We start from the raw sequence: 25340 nt of genomic DNA on the forward strand, positions 1-25340 counted from the left end.
GCCTAGTGCTATGACGACAATTTTCAACGCCAACCTATCTACCATATTTAATCCATTTTGTCAATTCGCAATTTCTATTCTTTACAAAAATTAAGATTTTTATTACATTATTTTACATAAGACATAAGTTCATCATAAACATTTTTAGCTTAAGTCTTCACAGCGACTAATTAACACATAATCTTGGAGATTCCGATTGTGGCTTTAACTATCCAGTCCGCTCAAACTATTTTTTCTAATACTCAACTTCCTAGCCCTATTCCCGCAACTATAGCATTGTTCGATCAACTTAACGTTGATGATCAATTAGCATATCTTTGGTATGCTTACACCGAAATGGGTAAAACCATTACTCCTGCCGCACCTGGAGTAGCACGCTTGCAACTAGCTGAAAGTTTGCTGACCCAAATTAAGCAAATGTCTCGTGAAGAGCAAACAAAAGTCATGCGGGATTTAGCCAGCCGTGCTGATACTCCTATTAGCCGTTCCTATGGTTTCTTTAGCGTTAATACCAAACTCGCTTTCTGGTTCGAGTTAGGAGAATTGATGAAACAGGGAATCATCACTCCTGTCCCCGTTGGTTATCAAATGTCTCCTGGTGTAAAATTTGTATTAGAAGCCACACAAAAACTTGATCAAGGTCAGCAAATCACCGTATTGCGGAATACTGTAGTAGATATGGGGTTTGATACTTCTGACCTTGGTCCTAGTAGTTATCCTAAAGCAGGTGCAGAACCTGCTTTCCAACGCACAACCCCTGTTATATCTTCAGTGAAAATTGACGGGATTACAGAACCCGCTGTCTTAGGCTACATTGAAGCCATGAATGCAGATAAATTTGATACTGCTATTGCGCTATTCACTACTGACGGTGCGCTACAACCACCGTTCCAAAAGCCCATTGTTGGACGGGAAGCGATCGCTAAATATATGCGCGAAGAAGCACAAGGACTTAACATGATGCCACAACAAGGTATCTGCGAAGTTCAACCAGACGGTTCTAAGCAACTGAAAATCACAGGAGTAGTGCAAACTCCTTGGTTTGGTGTCACAGTTGGTATGAATATTTCTTGGCGGTTTTTAATCAATCCCGAAGGACAAATCTTCTTCGTAGCGATTGATATGCTTGCTTCTCCTCAAGAGCTCATGAATCTGCGTCGAGTTTAATTAAATCATGAGGCTGTCGAAAATCAAATTTATTTGTTATTTTCACAGCCTCGCAATAATAGAGTGAAAGCTATTGACACCGACCAGAAAATTTGTTATCATAGAAACGACGAGGAAGAACTATCTTTATCGCATAATCACAACTAATCAAGCTAAGTCAGCAAATAATGAAAAAAGCTATTTAATGTGTAAGTTATAGACATTTAGGGCTTTACTACCTCTAATGCCTTTTGGATATTTTGATTTTAAAACTGTTGCTATATGATGATTTAAAGTCCCAGCATCATTAAACTCTTTTGATTCCTGTAGTGCCTCATATAATGAACGGATCTCTTGTGGTGACAGATTCGTGAATGTGCGTAATTCGGTAATGTCTAATCTATGGTTGAACTCATTCACAGTATGCCGCCATTGATGTAGAAGCGAAAACAACTCACTATCTTTGCGTTCTGCAAAAACACCAGATGCGATCGCTGTTTCATTGACTGATATAATTAGTCGTGGAAAGACTAGAGGTTGCCCCAAAATATGTGAATTTGATGTGAATCGCGCATCAGATAAAATTACCTCATTTGCTATGCACTCATTCAGTAAGGCTTGCAGCAATGCAGTCTTCTTTTCGTAAGCTGATACCCACCGTTCGCCAAAAATACCTGTAATTGTTGCCAATGCTCCGAGAGCCGATAGTAGTGCATCAAAGTCTGGTTTTTTAGTCAACCAGACAATAGCTAAAATAAATCCAAGAAACAGAGGGAAAAAAGTGGCAAATGTGACTAAGTTTTTCATACTGACATCATCTGTTATTCGTCTAAATGCTTCTAGCGTTTTGGTGTCCATACAGTCACCAGTGGAGTTCCTGAAATGCCAGGGGTAACTCCCGATGACTCAGGAGCAAGCAGAATTAAATCTATACCAAATCTACTCTGAGAACGTGCTTCAAAAGGTGTGTGTAGTCTATCAACAATTATTAGGTTGCTATCTGATATGCTTTTCTTGATACCATCTGAGGTATACTTCCTAGTCAGCAATAAACGAATAGTATCTTGAGGTTCAAAATTCATAACTGAGCGGTCAGGTAACATCACGTCAATTTTTTTGCCAGTTGAATTTGGATACAGGACTTTTATCAGAATTGCTTTATTTGTTTCAATAGAACCTTGAAATAAAATACTATTCAAGTCAATGTTTAAATCAGTGTTTTGAAACAAAGCACTTGTAACAAACTCTTTGAATAACCTAGTTGTTGCATATTCTTTCGCTGCTGTTTGTGCCGCTTCCTCGTTTAAGTCTTCAGTGGTTGCTACTTCTATAAGCAGTCTATCTTTAGGTCGCATTAGTTTGGAAAGAAGTTGCAGTAATTCTGTGTCTTGTTGGAAATTAGCTAATGTATTTCCAAGTAGAGAAAACAGAACAGGATTATCATTGGGAATTTGGTCAAACAGTTCGCGTAAATGTCCAATATTTCTCTCAATTGAGAAGTCAATTTGAATTGTTATGACATCATTCTTCAATTGCAATCTTTCTGTTGCCTTTTGAACACCGAATCTTAACATCTCCGAACTCATATCAATTGGAAAATAGAGTAGGTCAGGATTTGTGTTGAGTAAAATACTCAAAATATGCTGGTCTTTTTCTCCTGTACCTACACCTAAACTAACGTAATGATATTTTTTATCTTTTATGTTGTTAGCATGAATTTGTTGCCATTGAGAGTTAAAAAATTTTATGCTCTCTTTCATGACAAAATAGAAATTATCTTTACAAGCATGATCCCAAGCAATAGCTGAACCTACACTCCAATAAGCAAAACCAGATAATATCTTTTTACCATCACCTGTAGTCGAAAATTCCCCTCTCAATCCCTGGGTGAGTTCTGCCAGTTTATTAGATTGATCTTCTCCTATCAAGCAGAGAGTCCATCCTTTTCCTGAAGTCTCTAATGCAAAATTTATACCCATTTCGAGCCTCGCTTGTTAAGCAATTTATCTGAATTAATCCTCTACTTATGTATACAAATACCACATGGTATTTGTTATTGTCAATCAAATATTATGCCTGCCGTACTATAGAGTAGTTTAAGTAGGTGAACACAATAAAACCAAACTGTGTAAAGAAATGTAAAATCGCTGAAAACTTCTTTACTCTTGCCTCTTGCCTCTTGCCTCTTGCCTAGTGCTATGACGACAATTTTCAACGCCAACCTACTTAATTTGCTTATTCAGTGTTCAGTTTCTGTTTGACATTCTTGTTTTCAGGAAATCAATCCTTCCCCAAAACAGACCACCCCAAACTTGTAGACTGTTCATAAACCTTCTTCAAAGTATTCACATCTCTAATCGAAATAAACGGCGGTTTGCGAACTTGAGAAAAATACATAATATCAGTTTGCAGAAGACTATGACCCCAAATTCCCAAAGCATGGCCAAGTTCATGACGGGCTGCTGATAAGACATAATCACCAGTTTGACTAGGACTCAACAGAATTGTAAACCGGTGAGATAAAATATTATTTTCAGTATATAAATCATAACTAGTTAAAGCCGAACGCGCCCGCAATATTTTACCATTAGGTTCACGTTGCAAAGGCGGTGCTTTTCGGGAGATTGTAATATCAGCAATAGCCGATTTTTCCACTACCTGTAAAGGTAAATAGATATTCCATTCTTGAACAGCTTGGAAAACACTATTAACCCATATTTGTGACTGCTTTTCATTAATATCTGTTGGTGTTTCTATCTTCACCTTTACCGGAAAACTTGACCAAATCAAATAACCAACTTTCGTAGATTTGATTTGATCAAAATAATCACCACTATTTGTTTTATCTTGCCATTGTGCCAGAGTCGCTGGTAAAGGATGAGTTTTTTGGATAAATTGGGAGTTTCTTTCCTGTTCCCTCACACCAGCATTTACTTGAAAGTTACTCAAAATAACTAGCAGTCCTGTACTTATTGCTAAAGTCAGAACTGCTTTTAATCTTCGCCAAAAGTTTTGATTTTGGGTAATTTTTCCCATTTTCAGTTTCAATTATTTAGGCAACCAATTAGCACTTAAAACCACAGTTAAACCCAGAAAAACTACAACTAATGCCCAAGTAACTCGATTTAAAGTATTTTCGGCACTTTTGGTACTGGTAAATAATTGTGCTTGTCCACCAATAGCGCCAATACCGTCACCTTTAGGACTATGTAACAAAACGAGGATAATCAAACCGAGAGCGGAAAATGCCCAAATGCCTTGGATGATGTTAGTAATTGCCATATTTAGAAATGTTGGTTATAAGAAGTTATCAATCTCGTAAGGGTTTAGCAATGCTCATTGGTGTCAACTTAGGTTACAGATACTTCGACCCTTCGACAGGCTCAGGGCATCGCAAGCTCAGTACAAGTGGCTTATTTGTTTGGCTTCCACACCCGTCAGGGAATAAATTCCCTGTCTCATAGCTCAAGTCCGTTAAAACGGACTAATAAATTTTCCTAGTATTTAGTCATCTTTTAGATGACTTTCGCTATTAGCAAGGAACTTGAGTTCCTTGCGGGATCAAGATTTTGCGTTAAGTTGACATCAATGAAGCTCTTGCTTTACCCCTACCATTTTACGATTTTACAAACCTATTTGTACAGGAGTACGAGTTAGTTGTAAATCATATTCTGCGGCTTTAAGTAATGATCGCCCTGTCATTTCTTGTGGTTGGGATATCTGTAAAATATCCAGAATAGTTGGGGCAATATCGGCTAATTTGCCGTCATTTCTTAATTCCACATTTGTTCCATATCCGGGTATTTTGGCTTTTTCACCTTCTACCAAAATTAACGGAACTGGGTTAGTAGTATGCGCTGTCCACGGATGACCGCCTTCATCTAGCATATACTCAGCATTGCCATGATCAGCAGTAATAATTGCTGTACCACCTGCTTTACCAATAGCATCAATCAGACGACCTAAACATTTATCTACTGCTTCAATCGCTGTCACAGTAGCTGGGATTTGCCCCGTATGCCCTACCATATCTGGGTTAGCATAGTTCATCACGACTAGGGAGTAAATGCCCTTTCTCATGGCAGCGATCGCCACATCTGTCACAGCTTGTGCTGACATCGCCGGGGCTTGATCATAAGTTGCCACCATGGGACTACTGACTAATTCCCGGTCTTCTCCCTCACAGGGTTCTTCTAGTCCCCCATTAAAGAAGTAGGTAACGTGGGCATATTTTTCAGTTTCCGCAGTTCTAAACTGTTTTAAACCACGATTAGCGATCACTTCACCGAGAATATTACTCAGATTTTGCGGCGCAAAAGCCACAGAAACAGGTAATTCTGGATCATACTGGGTAAAAGTTACAAAGGAAAGCGGCTGAATTGGCTGTCTTGCAAAACCGTTAAAAGTGTTGCTGACAAAGGCTTGAGTTAGTTCTCTAGCCCGGTCAGGGCGGAAATTGAAAAATATAACCCCATCACCAGATTCTACCGCGCCTGGTTGCAGACGGACTGGGAGAATAAACTCATCAGTAATACTTTCAGCGTAAGCTGCTTGCACTGTCTCTACAGCAGTGAGTCCATTCCCAGCACCATCTGTTGTCATCACATCGTAAGCGCGTTGGACTCGATCCCAACGGTTATCACGATCCATGGCATAATAGCGACCGCTGATAGTCGCGATTTCACCAATGCCAACTTGATCTATATAGTCTGCCAATTGCTGGATGACGTTGATAGCATCTTTGGGTTTGGTGTCACGGCCATCAGTAATGGCGTGGATACAAACTTGTGAAAGTTGCTGTTCCTTTGCTAAGTCAAGTAGTCCAAATAGATGGGTAATATGGGAATGCACCCCGCCATCAGAACAAAGCCCCACTAGATGTAACTTGCCATTAGCAGAACGCACTTCTTGGCAAATTTTGACAAGGGCTGGGTTTGCGGCTAAAGAACCGTCTTCTACAGCATCTGAGATCCGTACCAGTTCTTGGGGTACGACTCGACCAGCCCCAATGTTCAAATGACCAACTTCCGAGTTGCCCATTTGACCTTCTGGCAACCCTACGGCTTTTCCTGATGTGCGAATGAGGGTGTGGGGATAGACTGCCCATAAACTGTCCATAATCGGAGTTTTGGCAGCGGTAATAGCGTTTCCTCGCGTTTCCTCACAGTAGCCCCATCCATCTAGAATGACTAGCACCACAGGAGCAACAGGTGCTTTGGTCATAGTAAAATTGCCCTTTACTTTTTGTAATACTCGAATGATACCATTGCTAACCAACTATGGAGGTTAAATTCTGCTGATTAATTTCTAATATTCTGCTGGTTATCATGTTTCATCCAATCAAAACAGCTTTTGTCGCTACCAGTAAAGATTGTGTAAAATCAGCATATCCATTTGGATAGGTAGTTTTGATTATTGACTATTATAGTACCAAGTGCTATACTTTAGTTAAAGAAGACTAAGAGGATGTTTGAAAAGTTTTTAATGTACAAACAAACCCCTCTCCAAACCTCTCCCCTAAGCGGGGAGAGGCTTTGAAACCCCCCTTCCCTCGTAGGGAAGGGGGGCTGGGGGGTTAGGTTTTTGGAGATTATCGGTTTCATCTAATACTTTTCAAACAACCTCTAATATGGCAATCTACAAAACCCAATGGTTTAACCGTTGGGCAAAAGATCAGAAGTTAAATGATTCTAGTCTCTGTAATGCTGTTGCAGAAATGGCAGCAGGTCTTTACGACGCGGACCTAGGAGGTGGACTATTTAAAAAACGCATTGCCCGTTCTGGAAAGGGCAAGAGGGCTGGTTTCCGTACATTGGTTGCTACTAACAAGGAAGATAGTTGGTTTTTTGTGTTTGGGTTTCCAAAAAACGAGCGTAGCAATATTGATCAGGATGAAAAAGAAGCCTTGAAAAAACTGTCATCAGAACTGCTGTCTTTAACAGCAGAGGCTCTTGAAATAGCAAAATTGAAAGATGAATTAATAGAGGTAATCTGTAATGAGGAAGAAAAAGTCAGCAATTCTTGAGGCTGTTCACGAAACTGCTATAGGACTATACAAGGCTGGTGTAATGAGTCAAGTTACGTTACGCGAATTTGATAGCTTGTGTTTACCTCCAATTGAACCGCTAGAACCTCAACAAATTAAGCAACTTCGTGAATCATTCAATGTCAGCCAATCTGTGTTTGCTGCTATTTTAAACATCAGTTCATCAACTGTTCAAAAATGGGAAATTGGGCAAAAACGACCTACAGGCGCGGCTCTTAAATTATTGCATTTAGTCCGGGAAAAAGGTTTGGAAAGTTTAATTTATTAATCTAACCTGATTGCTAAATAAGTAAGAAATTGCAGTTTCTAATTGCCAGAATAATCTTTATTTAATCAGCAAAAAAAATAATAATGGTACAATCAGCCCTAAAACTAATCACAGTTAATGAATTTATTGCTCCTATTAGCTGTTCCTGAATATTGGATTGTAGATTATTTAGATATTGGTGGTAAATTTTTTCTGGTAGTTGTTGAAAAGCTATTGTGGCAATTTGGTAAACTTCTTCCCAACTAATGCGTTGATAATGGGATGAACCTGATTTGAGAATCAGAGGATAACTAAGTCTCCCTAAATCATCACATTCTTGAGAAGTCAGTTGTTGTAATTCACTAATATTATATTTTTGAAAAAAATCTTGTTTAATTCCTGGTTGCAATTCTGCTGCAATTGCTTCCACACTTTTAGCACAACGTTGTAAATATTCTCCCGCTTCATTTACAAACCCTCCCTTTTGTCCACCCGTACCCCAAGCACAGGATAAACAAGCACTTTTATGATTGAGAGTTTGCCATAATTGTAAACCTTGGGGTGACAGAGTTTTTTCTATCCAGTATTGGATAACAGGTAAACCACCACCGGCATTGCAATTAGATTTATTTTCAGGTAAATTATCCATAAATAGAAGTTTTATATCTTATTTCTTTACGGACTGATTTTTTAATATTTAGCTTATACCAATTTTACATCAGGCTGCACAGAAACATGAAATCCATTAATTAATTTATCCCTCTTCATCTGCGTTTATCTGCGTTTATCTGCGTTCAATTGGATCATCTTTTTTGTGGAGTTCTCTAATATTATTATAGCGGGCAAGATGCCCGCACTACCAATCACCAATTACCAATTACCAATCACCTATTCAGCCGTTTTATTAGCCGCACGATTAGCACGAGATTCGGCTGAAGCCATCACTTCTGCAAAGTTTTCCACAACTTCACCAGGGTGGTTTTCCAAGACTCTGGTAGAAATCGCCACTCGACCTTTACCTTCGTCTAAATCAATAATTACAGCTTTGATTGGTTGACCAATTTGAAAGACTTTGTCTAAAGATTCAATGAATTTTTGGCTAACTTGTTTGATGTGTAGTAAGGCGCTGACACCATTAAAATCTACAAATACACCAAAAGGTTTGATGCCGGTGATTTTTCCTTCGATTAATTGACCGATTTCTAATAAACTGAAGTTGCTAGAACGAGCCGCTAAACGTTGAGAAAGAACGAGTTTATTGGTTTCCCGATTAATTTCTAAAAAACCCACAGTGAGACTTTGACCTTTGAGTGCATCTAGGTTATCACGTTCGGACAGGTGCGATCGCGGAATAAAACCTCGTAAACCAAAAAGATCAACAGTGACACCACCTTTATTAACACCTGTTACCCGCACTTGAACAGTTTGGGAATTCTCTTGTATTTCTGCTAGTTTTTCCCAAATCTGCCGCATTTCCAATTGCTTACGGGAAATGGTAACTTGACCTTCAGCATCCTGATCCCGAATAATTAAAAACTCTAGTTCCTCATCCATCGGTAATATTTCCGACAAATCAGTTACTGCTCTCAAAGAAGCCTCCTCTTGGGGAAGAAACGCCGACGATTTACCACCAATGTCAACATAAGCACCGTCGTGGTCAACTTGGAATATTTTGCCACGAACAACTTGTCCTTTTTGAAATTGGTAATCGTGTTTTTCCAGTGCTTTGGCAAAATCGTCCATTGAAAAAGACGAATTGGCTGTTTGAGAAAGTTTAGATTCGGAATTCATGACGTTTGAAGATAAATTATTATTTGTCAGTGGTCAGTTGTCAGTAGGGGCGAAGCATTTGGAAGATAAATTATCGGTCATTGCCAAAAATAGTTCTCCAAATGCTTCGCCCGTACAGTTGTCAGTAGGGGCGAAGCATTTGGAAGATAAATTATCGATCATTGCAAAAAATAGTTCTCCAAATGCTTCGCCCGTACAGTTGTCAGTGGTCAGTTGTCAGTGGTCAGGACAATTGGCTAAAAAGTTGTTGGACTTGCACCCAAGCATCCGCCGCAGCTTTAGGATTATAACTGGCACGACGGTCACAAAAAAACCCATGATCAGATCCATCGTAGCGAAACAGCCGATGAGAAATGTTATATTTTGCAAATTCGGCGGCAATCTCTTCCACTTGTTCTGGAGGAATACTCGCATCTTCCGCACCAAAAAAGGTGTAGATAGTGCCTTTAATCTCTGATGTCCGCGTCACCGTGGGATTTCCACCGCCAGGAGTCCGGGTAGTAATTCCCGCACCATAAAAGGACGCAGTGGCTTTAATATCAGTGAGAGTAGCAGCTAAATAGGCGACGTGACCACCAAAACAAAAGCCAATACAACCAAATCCATCTGGTTTGACTTGGGGTAAAGTTTTCAGGTAGTTAATAGCTGCTTGAATATCGCTTAAAAGTTCTGATGCTGTGGTTTGTGAGGCATAATTTCTACCTGTTTCCATCGCGTCGGCAGTATAACCAGTCTCAAATCCAGGGGCTTGACGCTGAAACAGTGCTGGAGCAATTGCTACATATCCCAGTTTAGCAATCCGTTCTGTGACATCCCGAATATGCACATTAACGCCAAAAATCTCTTGCAAAACCACAATTCCTGGATAAGAACCGGTTGCTGTTGGTTTAGCTAAATAAGCGGCGATTTGCAAATTATCTTCAGAAATTTGAATTGTTGAAGTGTTTATTGTTGGCTCTGTCATAATTAAGTTGGTAGTAAGGGAATAGGCGAGAATTAATAATATTTATTAGCCCTGTTGGCGGAGCGGCCAACCTACTTCATTCATTCTGACTGTTGACTCCTAAATCGGTGTATTCTTCTGTGGTAATATTTTCCAAAGCAAACTAACTTATCAATCATATATTTAACAGGTAAATTATGGCCATTTGGATAAGTCTTATGGAGCAGGATGGGTAATGATTCAATTTCGTATTCAGCCAGATAGTGAAATTCCTGCATCTAATCAACTATTTAATCAAATCCGATTTGCGATCGCTTCTGGGCAATATACACCTGCATATAAACTGCCCAGTACCAGAGCTTTAGCAATGCAAACTGGATTACATCGCAATACCATTAGTAAAGTTTACCGCCAATTGGAGGAACAAGGATTTGTTGAAAGTCTAGCAGGTTCAGGAATCTATGTCCGCACCCAAGGTCATGAGGGTGGAAGTAAATCCCAGTCACCCATGCTTAAACAACATCCTGATGCTTATAAGGTAGTGCAACAAGCCCTAGATGAGTTACTTAGTCAAGGCTGTTCTCTCAATCAAGCCAGGGAACTATTTTTAGCGGAAGTGGACTGGCGTTTGCGTTGTAGTACCAGAGTATTAGTAGTAACCCCATCTCAAGATATTGGGGTTGGGGAATTAATGATTAATGAGTTGGAAGAATCCCTGCAAATCCCAGTCCAACTCGTAGCAATGGAAGAACTTATCAGCGTCCTCGACCAAACTACCTCAGCCACATTAGTCACCAGTCGTTATTTTATCGGAGAAGTGGAAGCGATCGCCTCACCAAAAGCTGTCCGGGTTATTCCTTTAGATATTCACGATTATAGCAAGGAACTCGCTGTAGTTAAAAGCCTAGCCAAATCTAGTTGTATCGGCATAGTTAGCCTTAGTCCTGGCATTCTCAGAGCCACAGAAGTCATTTTACACGGTTTACGCGGGGATGAATTATTGGTAATGACTGCCCAACCCAAGGATGCTTATAAACTACACGCTATCGTCAAACGCTCAGAAATTATCTTTTGTACGGATCAAGTCAGCTATTCTACCGCACAATCAGCTATGCAAACAGTCTTAGAAGACCTAATTCGTCCACCTAAACTCATTCGCTGTGAAAATTATATCGGCACACAGTCCATTAATTTATTAAAACGCGAACTGGGATTAATTTAATTTGTCAGTTGTCAGTTGTCAGTTGTTAGTTGTCAGTTGTTAGTAGGGGCGAAGCATTTGGAAGATAAATTATCGGTCATTGCCAAAAATAGTTCTCCAAATGCTTCGCCCGTACAGTTGTCAGTTGTCAGTTGTTAGTTGTCAGTTGTTAGTAGGGGCGAAGCATTTTGTACTCTTAAAACTGGGGTCTGTTTGACTTTGTGGATCTACTAAGGATTTCATATCCAATAATAAGTTTGGTAATTTTGTTTCTACCCCCTTACGTCCACTCCGGTCAAAACCATCAATTATCGGCTGACCACTCTCCAATTCCTGCATCCCTTTCCTGATGGTACGTCTATTCCATCCTAACTCTCGTTCTACTAAAGTCTGTCCACCTATTCCCAATCCTTTAACTACTTCTGCCATGAATTGTCTTCGATCGCTTCCCTTGAGTTTTTTGGCTGTTTTTATGTACAGATATTTTAGGTTCTCTGTTAGTTCAATGATAGATTTTGGACGCATTAGGTTAGCTGCACACTGAAATTATCTTCTCTCATTATATAGGGCTACTATTTGATTTTTGAACAAGCTGTAAACCGTAAACCCCATCGAATCAACGATTGAGTCTCAGTATAATGAACAACAATCAAACCGGATTCCTATAGGATCAATCATTCTGTGGAGTTCTCTTATTTATCTAACCCACCATAATATTACGCTGTGACTTCTTCCTTCACTTCCTGCTGTAAAGCTGAAACCAGTCTATTTAGTGCATTTACGTAAGCCTGAGCCGATGCCACAATAATATCGGTATTAGCCGCATGACCTGAAAATACACGGGATTCATGGCGTAAGCGAATTGTCACTTCTCCTAAAGCATCAATTCCTCCGGTGACAGATTGCACAGAAAACTCAATCAATTCATTCGGTACATTCACTACCCGATTGATGGCTTTGTACACCGCATCTACTGGACCTGTACCAATGGCTGCATCAGTTAATTCTTCTCCGTCGGGAGTGCGAAGAGTTACAGTAGCAGTAGGTTGAGCGTTACTACCACAGGAAACCTGTACCAACTCTACCTTAAATAAATCTGGTGCTTGTTGGATTTCATCATTGACAATGGCTTCCAAATCCCAATCAGAGATTTCTTTCTTTTTATCCGCTACGTCTTTGAATTTGACGAAGGCTTTATTTAATTCGGTTTCTGATAGTTCAAAACCCAATTCTTGCAAGCGGGTACGAAAAGCATTTCTGCCAGAATGTTTACCCAATACTATTTGATTGTCGGATAAACCAATTAATTGGGCATCCATAATCTCATAGGTGAGTTTATTTTTCAATACCCCATCTTGATGAATTCCCGATTCATGAGCAAAGGCATTTGCACCGACAATGGCTTTATTTGGTTGCACCAACATTCCCGTTAAATTGGAAACCAAACGGGAGGTTTTATAGATTTGTTTGGTGTCAATATTCGTGAGTTGTGCTTCCGAATTTTCAGCCCGTCCCAAGAAGGGATTAAAATATTGTCTGCGGACGTGCAAAGCCATCACTAATTCTTCTAAAGCTGCATTTCCGGCTCTTTCACCAATACCATTGATGGTACATTCTAATTGACGAGCGCCGTTTTTCACAGCTTCCAAAAAGTTAGCAACTGCTAAACCTAAATCATTATGGCCGTGAACGGAAATAATGGCTTTGTCAATGTTGGGGACATTTTCGGTAATGCCTTTAATGATGCCCCCAAATTCGCTGGGTGTGGTGTAACCTACGGTATCAGGAATATTAACAGTTGTTGCTCCAGCGGCGATCGCTCTTTCCAAAACTTCATACAAAAATTCTGGATCAGATCGTCCCGCATCTTCTGGAGAAAATTCGACATCATCAGTGAAGGTTTTGGCATAGGCTACCATTTCTTCAGCAATGGCAACTACTTCCGGTCTGGTCTTTTTTAACTTATATTGCAGGTGGATATCAGAAGTAGCAATAAAAGTATGAATTCTGCCTTTAGCAGCAGGTTTGATAGCCTCCGCTGCGGCTTTAATATCATCATGTCTGGCTCTGGCCAAACTACAAATTACCGGACCATTTTCCGTTCCCACAGTTTGGGCAATTTTGCTAACTGCTTCAAAATCTCCAGGACTAGCAAAAGCAAAACCAGCCTCAATAATATCTACTCCTAAGCGTGCTAGTTGTTTAGCAATAACTAGCTTTTCGTCTATGTTGAGAGTTGCTCCAGGACACTGTTCTCCATCACGCAATGTGGTGTCAAAGATAATAATTCTATCGGTTTGCTTGCTCATTAGCTTGACCTCTCTTAGTTTTGAGAATGGGCTGAATAAAAGAACATTAGGGAATTAGAATTAATCAAATGTGGTTTGATTTGTCAGTCTTAGAGAATTTATAATCATCACCGACTTCTAATTCCTCAATTCTTGCTTGATAAAATAACTGGAACTGTGAAATCAGAATTTTTAACTTTGAGATTTGTGAATAAATACTAAGCTAAGTTAAGTTAACCGTCAGTTTTTTCTATTCTATCTCTAATATCATTCAAGTCTATATATCTATCAGTAGCATTACGTAGTTCTCTGGCGATCATTCCTTCAGTTGATACTACTGTAATATGCGTATTTTTTGAGCGTAATAGTTCGATAGCTCTTTCAAAATCACCATCTCCGCTGAATAATACAACTCGGTCATATTGATCTACCGTATTAAACATATCAACGACAATTTCAATATCTAAATTCGCTTTTTGGGAGTAACGACCAGAAGCATCATCATAATACTCTTTGAGGATTTTCGTGCGAACTGTATATCCTAAACTGATGAGTGCATCTCGGAAACCCCGTTGGTCTTGTGGGTCTTTTAATCCAGTGTACCAAAAAGCATTGATTAATGTAGTTTCTGACTGTTCGTATTTGAAATATTCTAAAACCCGTCGGGGGTCAAAAAACCAACCATTTTTTTGTTGAGCATAGAACATATTGTTTCCGTCTACAAAAATAGACAGACGATTCATTGGAGAACCCATAAAAATTTACACCTAAATAATAGATAAGAATGTTAGAGGGAAGAATAGATTATAGCAATTATCAAGTGGTAATTTCGCTAATATCTTTAAGGTACATAATTATGTATAGCCATTATCTTACCTCTTTTAAAGCCAAAATTTGGACAAAATATCCCAGTTGAGATCCGAATTATTTAACTTGTTTCACCTCCGGGACTTGTAAATATGTTGTCTGATCAAAATCTACCAATAAAATTGACCTAGTAACAGGATTGTAAACTAGATGATATTCAATTTTACTCCTAAAGAGGTACGGGATAGGATTCTGGAGAAGGAATGGGCTGATCTTCATCAATAGATTTTTTCATCGACTGTAGGGATGATTTCAGAGGATTATCAATGCTTCAGGAGAGAAGACTATTGAGGATACGCATCTAGGATATCCTAGATGGACACCTAAAATTTGAAGAATACTCTATGAAAGTAGTTTGAATAATTTGATGACTCCGAATATAAATTTTTATGACAACCAACCTGATCTGCGATCACAGGGGTGGGTTCAGTTACGTAAATATGGGGATGTATTTGTACAGAGTTTTTATACTATGAATATACTGATATGGGTTGGATAAAAATTAAAGGATGGGTGAAAAAGGGATAAAATGGTCATTTAAGTCTTAAATTTGCAGTTTTTAGCAGTCGAACAGGGTTCTGAATCAATATAAGTATTGTACTTAAACTAGTCGGTACGATAATATCGCCCCAGAACCTATATCTAGCTTAACCAAAAAATCAAATTCTGTTGGCAAATTAGAAAAGCAGTCTGGTGCGAGTGGTAGATTTGAGTCATTTAAGTAGGTTAGCATTGAAAATCGTCGTTATGGCACTAGGCAAGAGGCAATACTTCGACTTCGCTCAGTAACAAGAGGCAAGAGGCATATTACTCTTCGAGAAGCCGCTTCGCGTCTACGGTTTTTTTCCGTTCACCTACTTACACTAATTAACCTTGTCCATCATTTCGTCAAATTCGGAGTTTCTAAATATTGTTTCTCTGGTTGAGGATAAACAGTTACCCAATCTAAATACCGAATTGGCGGAAATAACTCCACTTTAGCGATTGATGCCGGGAGTTTCTTTAAATCCAACGACTTAATTTTACCTATGGCTAAACCAGCGGGAAACTTCTGACTATAAGTAGATGTAGAAACTAAATCGCCTACTTTAACATTAGGCACTTTTTCATAAAACTCTAACACCCCTTCAGCGGAAGCATCACCTTGCAAAACTCCTTTAGCTGATGTGCGGCTGACAGTTACACCCACTTGACTTTTTAAATCACTAACCAACAATACACTGCTAGTATTAGTCGTCACACTTTCTACTAAACCTACCAATCCCCCATCGGCTTTAACAATAGAACCTTCTTGAATGCCTGATGCAGTCCCTCGATTCAAAATTACCTGTTGCCACCAATGATCTGCACTCCGTCCAATTACCCTTGCTATAATTGGCTTCTGTGGCAAGGTTTCTTTTTCTACGTAACTCAATAAACTTTTTAATTTTTCATTTTGGCTTTCTAGATCGACGATGCGAGTCTGTAATTCTAAAGATCTTGCATCTTTAATACTTTGCTCAGGAATCGTCCCTGACTGCACCATCTGTAATGGAATGGTGATTCCTTGATAGATTTCGCGTAATAATGCCCCTTTTGTTTCTCTGATTGTCCAAGCACTACCTAAAACTAAGGCCAATAACCCTATTTGTAATCCCTTATATTCCCACCAGCGCTTTAAAGTAAACATAAATATACCTGTATATATTTTTATAAATTATTCAGGAGTTACAAAAATATTGCTTAGGAACGCAAATTTAATCACCTGCAATTCTGATTTAACCGGAAATGGTGTGTTAGCAAAGCGTAACGCATCCTAATTTTGTACTTTATTTAATCTATACTCCTTAGTAAGACTTTCCGTGATCATTATCCCTCAACTTCCCTATACTTCTGTTGAAAACAATAGACATCTCCGGAAATTAAATATGCGTGACCTAAAAACCTTGTAGAGACGTTCCATGGAACGTCTCTACAATATTTACCGAAGCTGTCTAATGGATTCTATAATTTTGACACTCTCAGGGAAGACAGCCACTGAGATTCTACTGACAGAATTAGATTAAAGGTTTAGCCTAATCTAATCTCGCTGCGACCGTCAAACGCCGCCTAGACGCTCAATACAACCACCAATCAAGGTGTCGAAATTGCGCTTACTTTTATTGTTTTCAGTGTTTTTGTGAGTCCATCACTAAGCCAAGATGCGGTACGCTCCACAACCTGCCATTACTTGCTCTTTCTTGTCATACTGCCGCTAGGACTTGAACCTAACCGTTGTTTCATAGGAGCCGGGATTTCTCCGTACTAGGATGTTTCAACACGTAGATGTTTATTGTTCTTACTCACGATTTCATTCTAGCATACCACAGGGATTAAAATCCCTCGTGTCGCTTCCCTCTGTTGGGAGCCAAGCCACGCTCGTTTCCCACTTACCGCGAGGTCTTATGAATAAATACAGAACCCATATATTCCTACTACATATTACGGGAATGCCCGCTAAATACTCTCTCCAATTGTTTGAAGTTTTCTAATACACGACCTGTTCCCAACACTACACAGCTTAAAGGGTCCGCCGCAATGTGAGTCACAAGACCTGTCTCATGACTAATTAATGTATCCAGACCTTTGAGTAATGCACCACCTCCTGCCAACATGATCCCGCGATCAATAATGTCTGCTGCCAGTTCTGGAGGTGTCCGTTCTAGTGTCCGTCTCACTGCTTCGATAATTACCGCTAGAGGCTCTACCATGCTTTCCCGAATTTCTGGGCCTTTGATGCTTACAGTTCTGGGTAATCCAGAAAGTAAATGCAAGCCCCGGACTTCCATGACACTATCATTATCATCTGCGGTCGGATAGGCAGAACCAATCTTAATCTTAATATCCTCAGCAGTCCGTTCACCAATTACCAGATTATGAATTTTCTTCATATACTGAGTAATCGCTTCGGTTAGTTCATCTCCAGCAATGCGGACTGACTCGCTAATTACTGTACCCTGAAGACTTAATACCGCTACTTCTGTTGTGCCACCACCTATATCAATGATCATGTTACCCGTAGGTTCTGCAACTGGCAGTCCCGCACCGATTGCCGCTGCAACTGGTTCATCAATTAAATATACTTCCCTCGCTCCGGCTTGATTGGCTGCATCCATGACAGCCCGTCTTTCTACTCCTGTGACACCACTAGGAATGCCAATGATAATGCGGGGACGCATCAGGGATCTTCCCTCATTTACCCGCTGAATAAAGCTTTTTAGCATCAATTCAGCCGTGTCAAAGTCAGCAATCACACCGTCACGCAGGGGACGGAGGGCAATTACATTGCCTGGTGTCCGTCCGAGCATTTTTTTGGCCTCTTCTCCCACTGCCAGTGCCACCTTGAGATTTTGATCAATGGCAACTACAGAAGGTTCTTGCAGGACAATTCCTTTACCAGACACATAAACTAGGGTATTGGCTGTACCAAGGTCGATACCCATATCCCATGATGGACGAAAATTTCTGAAAAGATCCACGCTTCTCTTTGCCCCTTATTTGCGATACTTATAACTACAAAGATAAAAGTTAATAATGATTGATAGATTCCATGATGTTTGCTTGCCTGACTCCAGTAACCTAGACTATTTTTTTATCTAGGTTTTGTCAATCTTGATTTTAGTTTCACGAATCTTATGTTCTATTTTCTCATGGTAACTCAGTATAACCGTATATTTTTTTTAATGTCAAGTATTTTTTGAATTTTTGTGCGAGTTAACTGTTGGGATTATAACATATTTTCAATACTTTCACAATTAGTTATTATAGAATCCGGAATAGTACAATACAAAGTTACTAAGAAATAAAAGCTATGAGCATTAATGTTGTCACTCTTATTGGCCGTGTAGGCATCGATCCTGATATGAAGTTTTTTGATTCGGGTAAAGTTAAATGTAGATTAACTCTAGCAGTCAGTCGTCGTACCCGTGAGGGAGAACATACAGACTGGTTTAACTTAGAATTATGGGGAAAAACTGCGGAAGTTGCGGGTAATTATGTTCGGAAAGGCAAACAAATAGGCGTTAAAGGTTCTTTGCGGTTTGATTCCTGGAGCGATCGCCAAAGCGGAGTTAACCGTTCTAGTCCAGTTATCAATGTCGAGCAACTAGAATTACTAGGTTCTAAGCGTGATGGTGAAGGTGGGGGAGCAGATATGTCTCCAGATAATTTCTAATTAGTGAGTTGTTAGTTGTTAGTAGGGGCGAAGCATTTGGAAGATAAATTATCGGTCATTGCCAAAAATAGTTCTCCAAATGCTTCGCCCGTACAGTTGTTAGTTGTTTTTTCCTTGCCATTGACCACTGACCACTGACCACTGACTAATAACTAATTTGCAATGTTACTGATGCTTGTACTTCCTGTTCACCAGCAATTATGGGAGTAGAAGCATCTGCATTAGCTAATTTAGCCTCAGCCCGGTAAAGCATGGGAGGTGGTGGTGGAGTTGCACCATTGACTTGAATACTGACAATTTCTTTTTGTTGTAATCCCAGGCTACTTAAAACGGCTTCTGCTTGCTGTTGGGCATCCTGGGTAGCTTTTTTCAGAGCTTGTTTTTGGGCGATCGCAATTGCTTCATCACTAGCAATAAAACTCACACCGTTAATTTGTGTCGCTCCAGCCTTCACAGCTTCATCTAACAATGTTCCGGCTTGATCTGTAGGAATGCGGAAACTGACTGTATTACTGGCAGCATAACCAGTGATTCGTTGGACATTATTGCTGTAGCTATACACTGGATTCAGGCGAATTCCTGTAGTTGTCAATTTTTCCACATTACGTTTTTTCAGCAATGTCACCACAGCGGATGATTTACGAGCCGCTTCTTTTTGGACATCTTCAGCGGTTTTTCCTTGAATTTCCACACCTAAACTCACTTGAGATAAAGTTGTAGAAATTGTTTCTACTCCCCGTCCACTCACGGTTAAAGTTCGCCATAATTTTGCCTTTTCTTGCGCCGATGCAGGTAATATAAAAGTCGCGCATATCAATATACTCAAGGATAAGATCTTCCCAAAATTCCTGGTAGGAAAACGAGAATTGGATAAAATAGTGTTAGACATTCTGCTGGCACTCCTCCAAAAACGGATCAATTCTTGGTTAACTGTTAATTATCAGCAACCACCAAAACATTTTTACCACTTGTTCTATCATCTCAGCATTAACCAAATTTACCGCTAATGTAAGCTTTGGTATCTTCCTGTTGAGGGTTGCTGAAAATTAGCTCTGTCGAATTGTACTCTACTAAATACCCAGCCCGTCCACCTGATTCTGAGGCTCTGACATTAAAAAACGCCGTTTTATCAGATACTCGTGATGCTTGCTGCATATTGTGAGTGACTATGACGATGGTATATTGCTCTTTAAGTTCATGAATTAGTTCTTCAACCCGCGAGGTAGAAATAGGATCAAGAGCAGAACATGGTTCATCCATGAGGATAACTTCTGGTTGGACAGCGATCGCTCGGGCAATACATAAACGTTGTTGTTGTCCACCGGATAAAGATAAACCATTTTGGCGCAATTTATCCTTGACTTCATCCCACAAAGCCGCTTGTCGCAAACTCCGTTCTACTAATTCATTCATATCACCCCTGTAGCCATTAATTCTGGCCCCAAAAGCAATATTTTCATAAATTGACTTGGGAAATGGATTGGGTCTTTGAAACACCATACCAATACGTCTCCGCACCTCTACGGGATCAATATTGGGTGCATAGAGATTTTTATCATAGAAATAAACTTTACCTTCGGCTCTAAATGATGCGATTAAATCATTTAGACGGTTATAACATCGCAATAATGTACTTTTACCGCAGCCGGATGGTCCGATAAAAGCCGTCACCCGATTTTTAGGAATATCTAGCCAAACATTCTGTACAGCCAAAAAATTGCCGTAGTAGATATTGAGATCTTCTGTGCGTAAAACCGATTCAGCCCCATTAATCGTGCTAATTGTAGTAGCCATAAATACTTAAAGAATAAGTTTTTCGGGATGAGTTTCAGTTTTGTTAACTAAACCTTTTGTTTAGTCACCCAGCGAGTAATAATACTAGTAATTAAAACCATCATTACGAGGATTAAAGACGCAGCCCAAGCTAGAGATTGCCAAGTTGGGAAGGGAGAAGTAGCAAAGTTGTAGACTAAAACCGCGAGAGAAGCAGTAGGTTTGAGAATGCTATCCGGCCAAAAAGCAGAAAAAAGAGCCGTAAATATTAATGGTGCTGTTTCTCCAGCAGCCCGAGCGATCGCCAAAGTAGAACCAGTGACAATTGTTGGTAATGCAGCCGGCAATACCACCAGGATCACAGTTTGCAAATTACTTGCACCTAATCCAACAGACGCTTGCCGCAAATCTTGAGATACTAATTGCAAAGCTTCGTCTGTAGTTTTTACAATAATAGGTAACATCAAAATTGCTAAGGCAAATCCACCCCCCAGGGCTGAGTAAGAGCCTAAATTCAGGTTTACTAAGGTCAAAACCACAATTCCATAGGCAAATACCCCAGCAATAATAGAAGGAACACCACTGAGGACGTTAGTAGCAAAACGTATCCATCTAGCAATCTTTTGGGAACTAAACTCATTTAAATAAATTGCGGCCAATACACCAAAGGGAACACTAATGACAGCGGCAATCCCGACCATGAGAATTGTGCCAACAATGGCATTACCAAAACCGCCATTTTTGCCAAAAGGCGGCGGTGGTAACTGCGTAAAAATATTGAGATTTAAACTACTAAACCCTCTAATTACTACATAATAAAGCACTGCCAACAAGGGGACTAGTGCCAATGCTCCACAGATAAAAGCTAATCCAGTCATTGCTGTATTCAACAATGTCCGAGGAGAGGAAGGAGAACGAGTCAGGCTTCTTTGCTCAAAAGAAGAAGTCATAATTTAACCTATCACTATAGTCTCTGGACTCGCGCCACAATAAACTCTGCCAGAATATTGACTATCATCGTCAATAGAAATAGGATTAAAGCTGCATACATTAAAGCAGCAACTTGTAACCCATTAGCTTCAGCAAATTGATTTGCTAGTAGGGAAGAAATTGTATTAGATGGTGCTAAGAAAGAGATGTTAATATTATTGGCATTACCAATTAACATTGTCACAGCCATTGTTTCACCCATGGCTCTACCAAGTGCCAACATCACCGCACTGACAATGCCAGAAAAAGCAGCGGGGATAATAACTTGAAAAATTGTTTCCCAACGGGTTGCACCGATTGCCAAGGCAGCTTGACGTAAACCCGAAGGTACAGAAATCAAAGCATCACGAGAAATAGCGGTGATAATTGGCAAAGTCATAATTGCTAAGATCACTCCCGCAGGTAACATTCCTGGCCCTGTAGGTGAGGTACTAAAAATAGGTAGCCAGCCCCAATAACGATGCAGCCATTTGCCCAAATCAGTTAAAATCGGGATTAAAACAAAAATTCCCCAGACTCCGTAGACAACACTGGGAATGGCAGCTAATAATTCTACTAAAAATACCAGTACCAATTTTACCTGGGATGGCAAAAAATCCTCACTCAATAAAATCGCCGTCCCCACACCAATCGGAACTGCTAAAACTAGTCCGATTAAAGAACTCATGAGAGTCCCATAAATCGCAGGTAATACCCCATATTCATCATTAACAGGGTTCCAATTGCTGGTGATTAAGAAATTAATCCCGAATTTTTGGATAGCTGGACTGGCCGCAATAGCAACTTGCAAGGTAATCCATAATAAAATCCCAGCAATTGCTAGGGCAAAAATTCGAGTTAACCAAATAAAGCTCCGATCTAGATTTCTGTCTATTTCCGAGCGATTTTTCGTTACTAATGGGGTTTCTGGAAAATTTATGGACATGAATGCTGACTCTAAGATGTGGGAAAAAGCTAACTTTCTCAAAACTAGTACAATACGGCGTAAGTTAAGCAACCATTAAAAATCCCTGAAAAGCTTATACCATCTGCTTTTTAATTTTTAATTGTTAATTTTTAATTCCGCCCTGCGGTACTAGCTTGTCATTACTTTGTAGTTTTAGGATCAGCGCCAAGAGAGATTTTATAATCAGGACTAATTTGATCAGCAGCAGCAGCCACTTTAGCAATCACATTTGCTGGTAAAGGAACATACCCTAATTGAGTAGCTAACTTTTGTCCATCGGTTAAAGCGTACTCAATAGTTGCTTCTATTGCCTTGGCTTTACCAGCATCAGCATATTTTTTATAAGCGAGAATCCAAGTATAAGTGACGATTGGGTAAGAACCTTCCCCTTCAGGATCAGAAATAAAAGCGCGAAGATTTTCTGGTAAAGTTACTGATGCTAAAGTTTTAGATGCTGATTCTTCAGAAGCCAAAACAAACTTTTTAGCTTTATTTTCTAAACTCGCAAATTTGAGATTACTTTGTTTGGCATAGCCATATTCTACATAACCAATAGCGCCTGGAGTTTGTTGAATTTGGGCGGTAATACCTTCATTGCCTTTAGCACCAATTCCTACAGGCCATTTTACACTTTTACCGTCACCTACTTTAGTTTTCCATTCTGGACTAATGGCGCTAAGGTGTTTGGTAAAAACGCCTGTAGTCCCGCTACCATCAGCCCGATAAATAACTTTTATCTCGTCTTTTGGTAATTTTACATCAGGATTAGCTTGAGCGATCGCCGGATCATCCCAAGATTTGATTTTACCTAGTAAAATATCAATATAAACTGCTCGTGGTAGTTTGAGTATGGCTACGCCACCTGAGCTATCAGCAATATCTGGTAAGTTATAAGCCAGAACAATACTACCAGCAGTTACAGGTAGTAAGATCACTCCTTTATCTGCGGGGATATTCTGAATTTCTTCATCTTTCATGGCTACATCACTAGCACCAAAGTCTACTGTCCCTTTGGTAAACTGCTCAACACCAGCACCACTACCAACTGGCTGATAGTTAACTTTTAAATTGGGGTATTTTTTGTTTAACTCCGCAAACCAGGTTTGGTAAAGGGGTGACGGAAAAGTAGCACCGGCACCTGTTAATTCAATATTACCTCCTAAATCTAGTTTGCTGGAAGCAGTTGTAGTTTGACTGGAAGATTTGTTAGGAGTGGGATTCGTTGAGTTAGTTTCTCCACAGGCAGATAAACTAATTGCTAGTGTGAATACCGATATTAAAGCTATCAGGCGATTATGCTTCATTGCACTTAGAGGTAATGGTAGTAATGTTAATTTTTAGATAAACACCTCTAACATACTCCTAAAAAATTGTTTCAGAGACTTACAAATCAAAAATACCCCATAAGACTGGATAATCTTTTTTGTGAAGTTCTTTTATCGGTAAAGAAATGGGGAAATCTATATTTATAGTATTTGCGTATTTTACAAGTTGATCATATCATCCTTTGACATCAGCCTACTTTTTTTGTTTTTTTCCATTCCCTTGATTAGCTCTTGATTCTAATGTAAACTCTGGTATTTCTTCAAGTTCATCTTCACTTAAACTATACTGTTCACACACAAGACTTAACCGATTTCCAGGAGTTGTCACTGCATTGACAGAATGAGTTAAATCACCCTGAAAGTAAATTAAAGAATTGGTTTGCGGTTTAATTTGTCCCACTTGGCGTTTTTGCAACTTCAGCACCAATTCTCCTCCCTCCATATCTTCTGGTACACGTACATAAAGAACGCTCACAGATGCAGGAGGTTCAACGGTTTTACAATAGGAACGCAAAGACCGGTCAATATGGGGGTCAACGCGAGAACCTGCTTTGAGTAGTAAAGGATTCAGATAAAAAGCATTACAATTAGGTAAAAGTGCCAAATCTAAATAAGGCTTAAAATAGGGGAATTTTTGGATAACTTCTGCTAAACCTTGACGTTGAAATACCACAGAAAAGCCTTTAGTATTGATAAAATCTCGGTTGAGGTTATTGATAGCAAAATAGGGACAAGCTTGGATTTCTCCCCACAAGTCTTGGAGATATTGAAGAGGAAAGGCGTTAGGATGTTGTTGATAGTATTTCACGGTCTTAAATTAATGGATATTGAGTTTAATTTTTGTCTGAATCAGGATATCCAGGATTAGAGGATTAACAGGATGTTTGACATTTCTATAGTCTTTCATAGTCTTAAATTAATGGATATTGAGTTTAATTTTTGTCTGAATCAGGATATCCAGGATTAGAGGATTAACAGGATGTTTGACATTTCTATAGTCTTTCATAGTCTTAAATTAATGGATATTGAGTTTAATTTTTGTCTGAATCAGGATATCCAGGATTAGAGGATTAACAGGATATTTGACATTTCTAGGGAATACCTTAATAAAACAATCAATAAAAATCATGATCAAAAAACCCATCCACAAAACGACCAACCCATCCTGTAAATCCTTAAATCCTGGACATCCTGATTCAGACAATGATATTTCCAGGGAATACATTAATAAAACAATCAATAAAAATCATGATCAAAAAACCCATCAACAAAACCATCAAACCATCCTGTACATCCTTAAATCCTGGACATCCTGATTCTGACAATGATATTTCTAGGGAATACCTTAATAAAACAATCAATAAAAATCATGATCAAAAAACCCATCAACAAAACCATCAAACCATCCTGTACATCCTTAAATCCTGGTTATCCTGATTCTGACAATGATATTTCCAGGGAATACCTTAACCTTAATAAAACAATCAATGAAAATCAGTATCAGAAAACCTATAAACAAAACGACCAACCCATCCTGTAAATCCTTAAATCCTGGTTATCCTGATTCTGACAATGATATTTCCAG

The 25340-nt window shown here is 39.4% G+C and carries 26 protein-coding genes and 1 pseudogene; 8 read left to right on the top strand and 19 right to left on the bottom strand.

Translation table 11 applies throughout. The features are described 5' to 3' along the window. Positions 1–198 precede the first annotated feature (198 nt). Positions 199–1167 (top strand): orange carotenoid protein N-terminal domain-containing protein, encoded by a 969-nt coding sequence (locus HGD76_RS06825; protein ID WP_015079241.1) that lies wholly within the window; start codon positions 199–201, stop codon positions 1165–1167. 177 nt (positions 1168–1344) lie between these two features. Here HGD76_RS06825 and HGD76_RS06830 read toward each other — a convergent pair whose 3' ends face one another. The 5 genes from HGD76_RS06830 to gpmI form a co-directional block, all read right to left on the bottom strand. Continuing rightward, entirely contained in the window at positions 1345–2004 is a 660-nt protein-coding gene (locus tag HGD76_RS06830) for a hypothetical protein (RefSeq protein WP_168651680.1), read from the bottom strand. Next, complete coding sequence (locus tag HGD76_RS06835; RefSeq protein ID WP_168695322.1) at positions 1986–3125, bottom strand: L-histidine N(alpha)-methyltransferase; 1140 nt, start codon at positions 3123–3125, stop codon at positions 1986–1988. The genes HGD76_RS06830 and HGD76_RS06835 overlap by 19 nt, the downstream gene beginning before the upstream one ends. A 301-nt stretch (positions 3126–3426) precedes the next feature. After that, complete coding sequence (locus HGD76_RS06840; protein ID WP_015079244.1) at positions 3427–4182, bottom strand: Zn-dependent protease; 756 nt, start codon at positions 4180–4182, stop codon at positions 3427–3429. A gap of 12 nt (positions 4183–4194) precedes the next feature. Then, complete coding sequence (secG, locus tag HGD76_RS06845; protein ID WP_015079245.1) at positions 4195–4428, bottom strand: preprotein translocase subunit SecG; 234 nt, start codon at positions 4426–4428, stop codon at positions 4195–4197. Positions 4429–4770: 342 nt separating this feature from the next. Then, positions 4771–6369, bottom strand: coding sequence for a 2,3-bisphosphoglycerate-independent phosphoglycerate mutase (gene gpmI, locus HGD76_RS06850; RefSeq protein WP_168695323.1), 1599 nt, complete (start codon positions 6367–6369; stop codon positions 4771–4773). Positions 6370–6775: 406 nt separating this feature from the next. Here gpmI and HGD76_RS06855 point away from each other — a divergent pair, with 406 nt between their 5' ends. Both HGD76_RS06855 and HGD76_RS06860 read left to right on the top strand, forming a co-directional pair. Next, complete coding sequence (locus tag HGD76_RS06855; protein ID WP_148762798.1) at positions 6776–7171, top strand: type II toxin-antitoxin system RelE/ParE family toxin; 396 nt, start codon at positions 6776–6778, stop codon at positions 7169–7171. Beyond that, positions 7143–7460, top strand: a complete 318-nt coding sequence (locus HGD76_RS06860) for a type II toxin-antitoxin system RelB family anti-toxin transcriptional regulator (RefSeq protein ID WP_015079248.1) — start codon at positions 7143–7145, stop codon at positions 7458–7460. Before HGD76_RS06855 ends, HGD76_RS06860 begins: the two co-directional genes overlap by 29 nt. 61 nt (positions 7461–7521) lie before the next feature. Here the strand turns inward: HGD76_RS06860 and HGD76_RS06865 are convergent, their stop codons facing one another. The 3 genes from HGD76_RS06865 to HGD76_RS06875 form a co-directional block, all read right to left on the bottom strand. Continuing rightward, complete coding sequence (locus HGD76_RS06865) at positions 7522–8088, bottom strand: hypothetical protein (protein ID WP_371735523.1); 567 nt, start codon at positions 8086–8088, stop codon at positions 7522–7524. Between the two features lie 239 nt (positions 8089–8327). Beyond that, entirely contained in the window at positions 8328–9230 is a 903-nt protein-coding gene (locus tag HGD76_RS06870) for a S1 RNA-binding domain-containing protein (protein WP_015079250.1), read from the bottom strand. A gap of 223 nt (positions 9231–9453) precedes the next feature. Continuing rightward, positions 9454–10194 carry a dienelactone hydrolase family protein gene (locus tag HGD76_RS06875; protein WP_148762796.1) on the bottom strand — a complete coding sequence of 247 codons (741 nt, stop codon included), beginning with the start codon at positions 10192–10194 and terminating at the stop codon, positions 9454–9456. 214 nt (positions 10195–10408) lie between these two features. Between HGD76_RS06875 and HGD76_RS06880 the strand changes: the two genes are divergently transcribed. Both HGD76_RS06880 and HGD76_RS25805 read left to right on the top strand, forming a co-directional pair. After that, positions 10409–11395: a transcriptional regulator PlmA gene (locus HGD76_RS06880; protein WP_148762794.1), complete on the top strand. Its 987-nt coding sequence runs from the start codon at positions 10409–10411 to the stop codon at positions 11393–11395. 15 nt (positions 11396–11410) lie between these two features. Then, positions 11411–11533 (top strand): hypothetical protein, encoded by a 123-nt coding sequence (locus HGD76_RS25805; protein WP_267904337.1) that lies wholly within the window; start codon positions 11411–11413, stop codon positions 11531–11533. 21 nt (positions 11534–11554) lie between these two features. Here the strand turns inward: HGD76_RS25805 and HGD76_RS06885 are convergent. The 5 genes and pseudogenes from HGD76_RS06885 to HGD76_RS06905 form a co-directional block, all read right to left on the bottom strand. Next, a pseudogene (locus HGD76_RS06885) lies at positions 11555–11899 on the bottom strand (ISAzo13 family transposase); the annotation flags it as partial. Positions 11900–12090: 191 nt separating this feature from the next. Continuing rightward, positions 12091–13683 carry a 2-isopropylmalate synthase gene (locus HGD76_RS06890; RefSeq protein WP_148762792.1) on the bottom strand — a complete coding sequence of 531 codons (1593 nt, stop codon included), beginning with the start codon at positions 13681–13683 and terminating at the stop codon, positions 12091–12093. Between the two features lie 212 nt (positions 13684–13895). Next, positions 13896–14417 (bottom strand): LabA-like NYN domain-containing protein, encoded by a 522-nt coding sequence (locus HGD76_RS06895; protein ID WP_104387051.1) that lies wholly within the window; start codon positions 14415–14417, stop codon positions 13896–13898. Positions 14418–15409: 992 nt separating this feature from the next. After that, complete coding sequence (gene mreC / locus HGD76_RS06900) at positions 15410–16198, bottom strand: rod shape-determining protein MreC (RefSeq protein ID WP_148762790.1); 789 nt, start codon at positions 16196–16198, stop codon at positions 15410–15412. Between the two features lie 784 nt (positions 16199–16982). Further along, positions 16983–17990, bottom strand: coding sequence for a rod shape-determining protein (locus HGD76_RS06905; protein ID WP_041457858.1), 1008 nt, complete (start codon positions 17988–17990; stop codon positions 16983–16985). 368 nt (positions 17991–18358) lie between these two features. Here HGD76_RS06905 and HGD76_RS06910 point away from each other — a divergent pair, with 368 nt between their 5' ends. Together HGD76_RS06910 and HGD76_RS25810 are read left to right on the top strand one after the other, a co-directional pair. Next, complete coding sequence (locus tag HGD76_RS06910; protein WP_148762788.1) at positions 18359–18721, top strand: single-stranded DNA-binding protein; 363 nt, start codon at positions 18359–18361, stop codon at positions 18719–18721. 15 nt (positions 18722–18736) lie between these two features. Beyond that, positions 18737–18859 carry a hypothetical protein gene (locus tag HGD76_RS25810; RefSeq protein WP_256370272.1) on the top strand — a complete coding sequence of 41 codons (123 nt, stop codon included), beginning with the start codon at positions 18737–18739 and terminating at the stop codon, positions 18857–18859. Positions 18860–18866: 7 nt separating this feature from the next. Here the strand turns inward: HGD76_RS25810 and HGD76_RS06915 are convergent, their stop codons facing one another. The 6 genes from HGD76_RS06915 to HGD76_RS06940 form a co-directional block, all read right to left on the bottom strand. Then, on the bottom strand, positions 18867–19610 hold the full coding sequence (locus tag HGD76_RS06915) for an SIMPL domain-containing protein (protein ID WP_015079690.1): 744 nt from the start codon (positions 19608–19610) through the stop codon (positions 18867–18869). Between the two features lie 98 nt (positions 19611–19708). After that, positions 19709–20515 (bottom strand): phosphate ABC transporter ATP-binding protein PstB, encoded by an 807-nt coding sequence (gene pstB / locus HGD76_RS06920; protein ID WP_168695324.1) that lies wholly within the window; start codon positions 20513–20515, stop codon positions 19709–19711. A 47-nt stretch (positions 20516–20562) separates the two neighbouring features. Further along, positions 20563–21444, bottom strand: a complete 882-nt coding sequence (gene pstA / locus HGD76_RS06925) for a phosphate ABC transporter permease PstA (protein WP_148762784.1) — start codon at positions 21442–21444, stop codon at positions 20563–20565. Positions 21445–21458: 14 nt separating this feature from the next. After that, the gene (pstC, locus tag HGD76_RS06930; protein ID WP_168695325.1) at positions 21459–22409 is read right to left on the bottom strand and encodes a phosphate ABC transporter permease subunit PstC; all 951 of its coding nucleotides are present in this window, start codon (positions 22407–22409) and stop codon (positions 21459–21461) included. 161 nt (positions 22410–22570) lie between these two features. After that, positions 22571–23734, bottom strand: coding sequence for a phosphate ABC transporter substrate-binding protein PstS (gene pstS, locus HGD76_RS06935; protein WP_015079686.1), 1164 nt, complete (start codon positions 23732–23734; stop codon positions 22571–22573). Positions 23735–23948: 214 nt separating this feature from the next. Next, positions 23949–24563, bottom strand: coding sequence for a 2OG-Fe(II) oxygenase (locus HGD76_RS06940; RefSeq protein WP_168695326.1), 615 nt, complete (start codon positions 24561–24563; stop codon positions 23949–23951). A 440-nt stretch (positions 24564–25003) separates the two neighbouring features. Here HGD76_RS06940 and HGD76_RS06945 point away from each other — a divergent pair, with 440 nt between their 5' ends. Further along, positions 25004–25192 carry a hypothetical protein gene (locus HGD76_RS06945; protein WP_168695327.1) on the top strand — a complete coding sequence of 63 codons (189 nt, stop codon included), beginning with the start codon at positions 25004–25006 and terminating at the stop codon, positions 25190–25192. Positions 25193–25340 lie beyond the last annotated feature (148 nt).

Origin of the sequence: Dolichospermum flos-aquae CCAP 1403/13F, from assembly GCF_012516395.1 — a bacterium.
Taxonomy (GTDB): domain Bacteria; phylum Cyanobacteriota; class Cyanobacteriia; order Cyanobacteriales; family Nostocaceae; genus Dolichospermum; species Dolichospermum lemmermannii.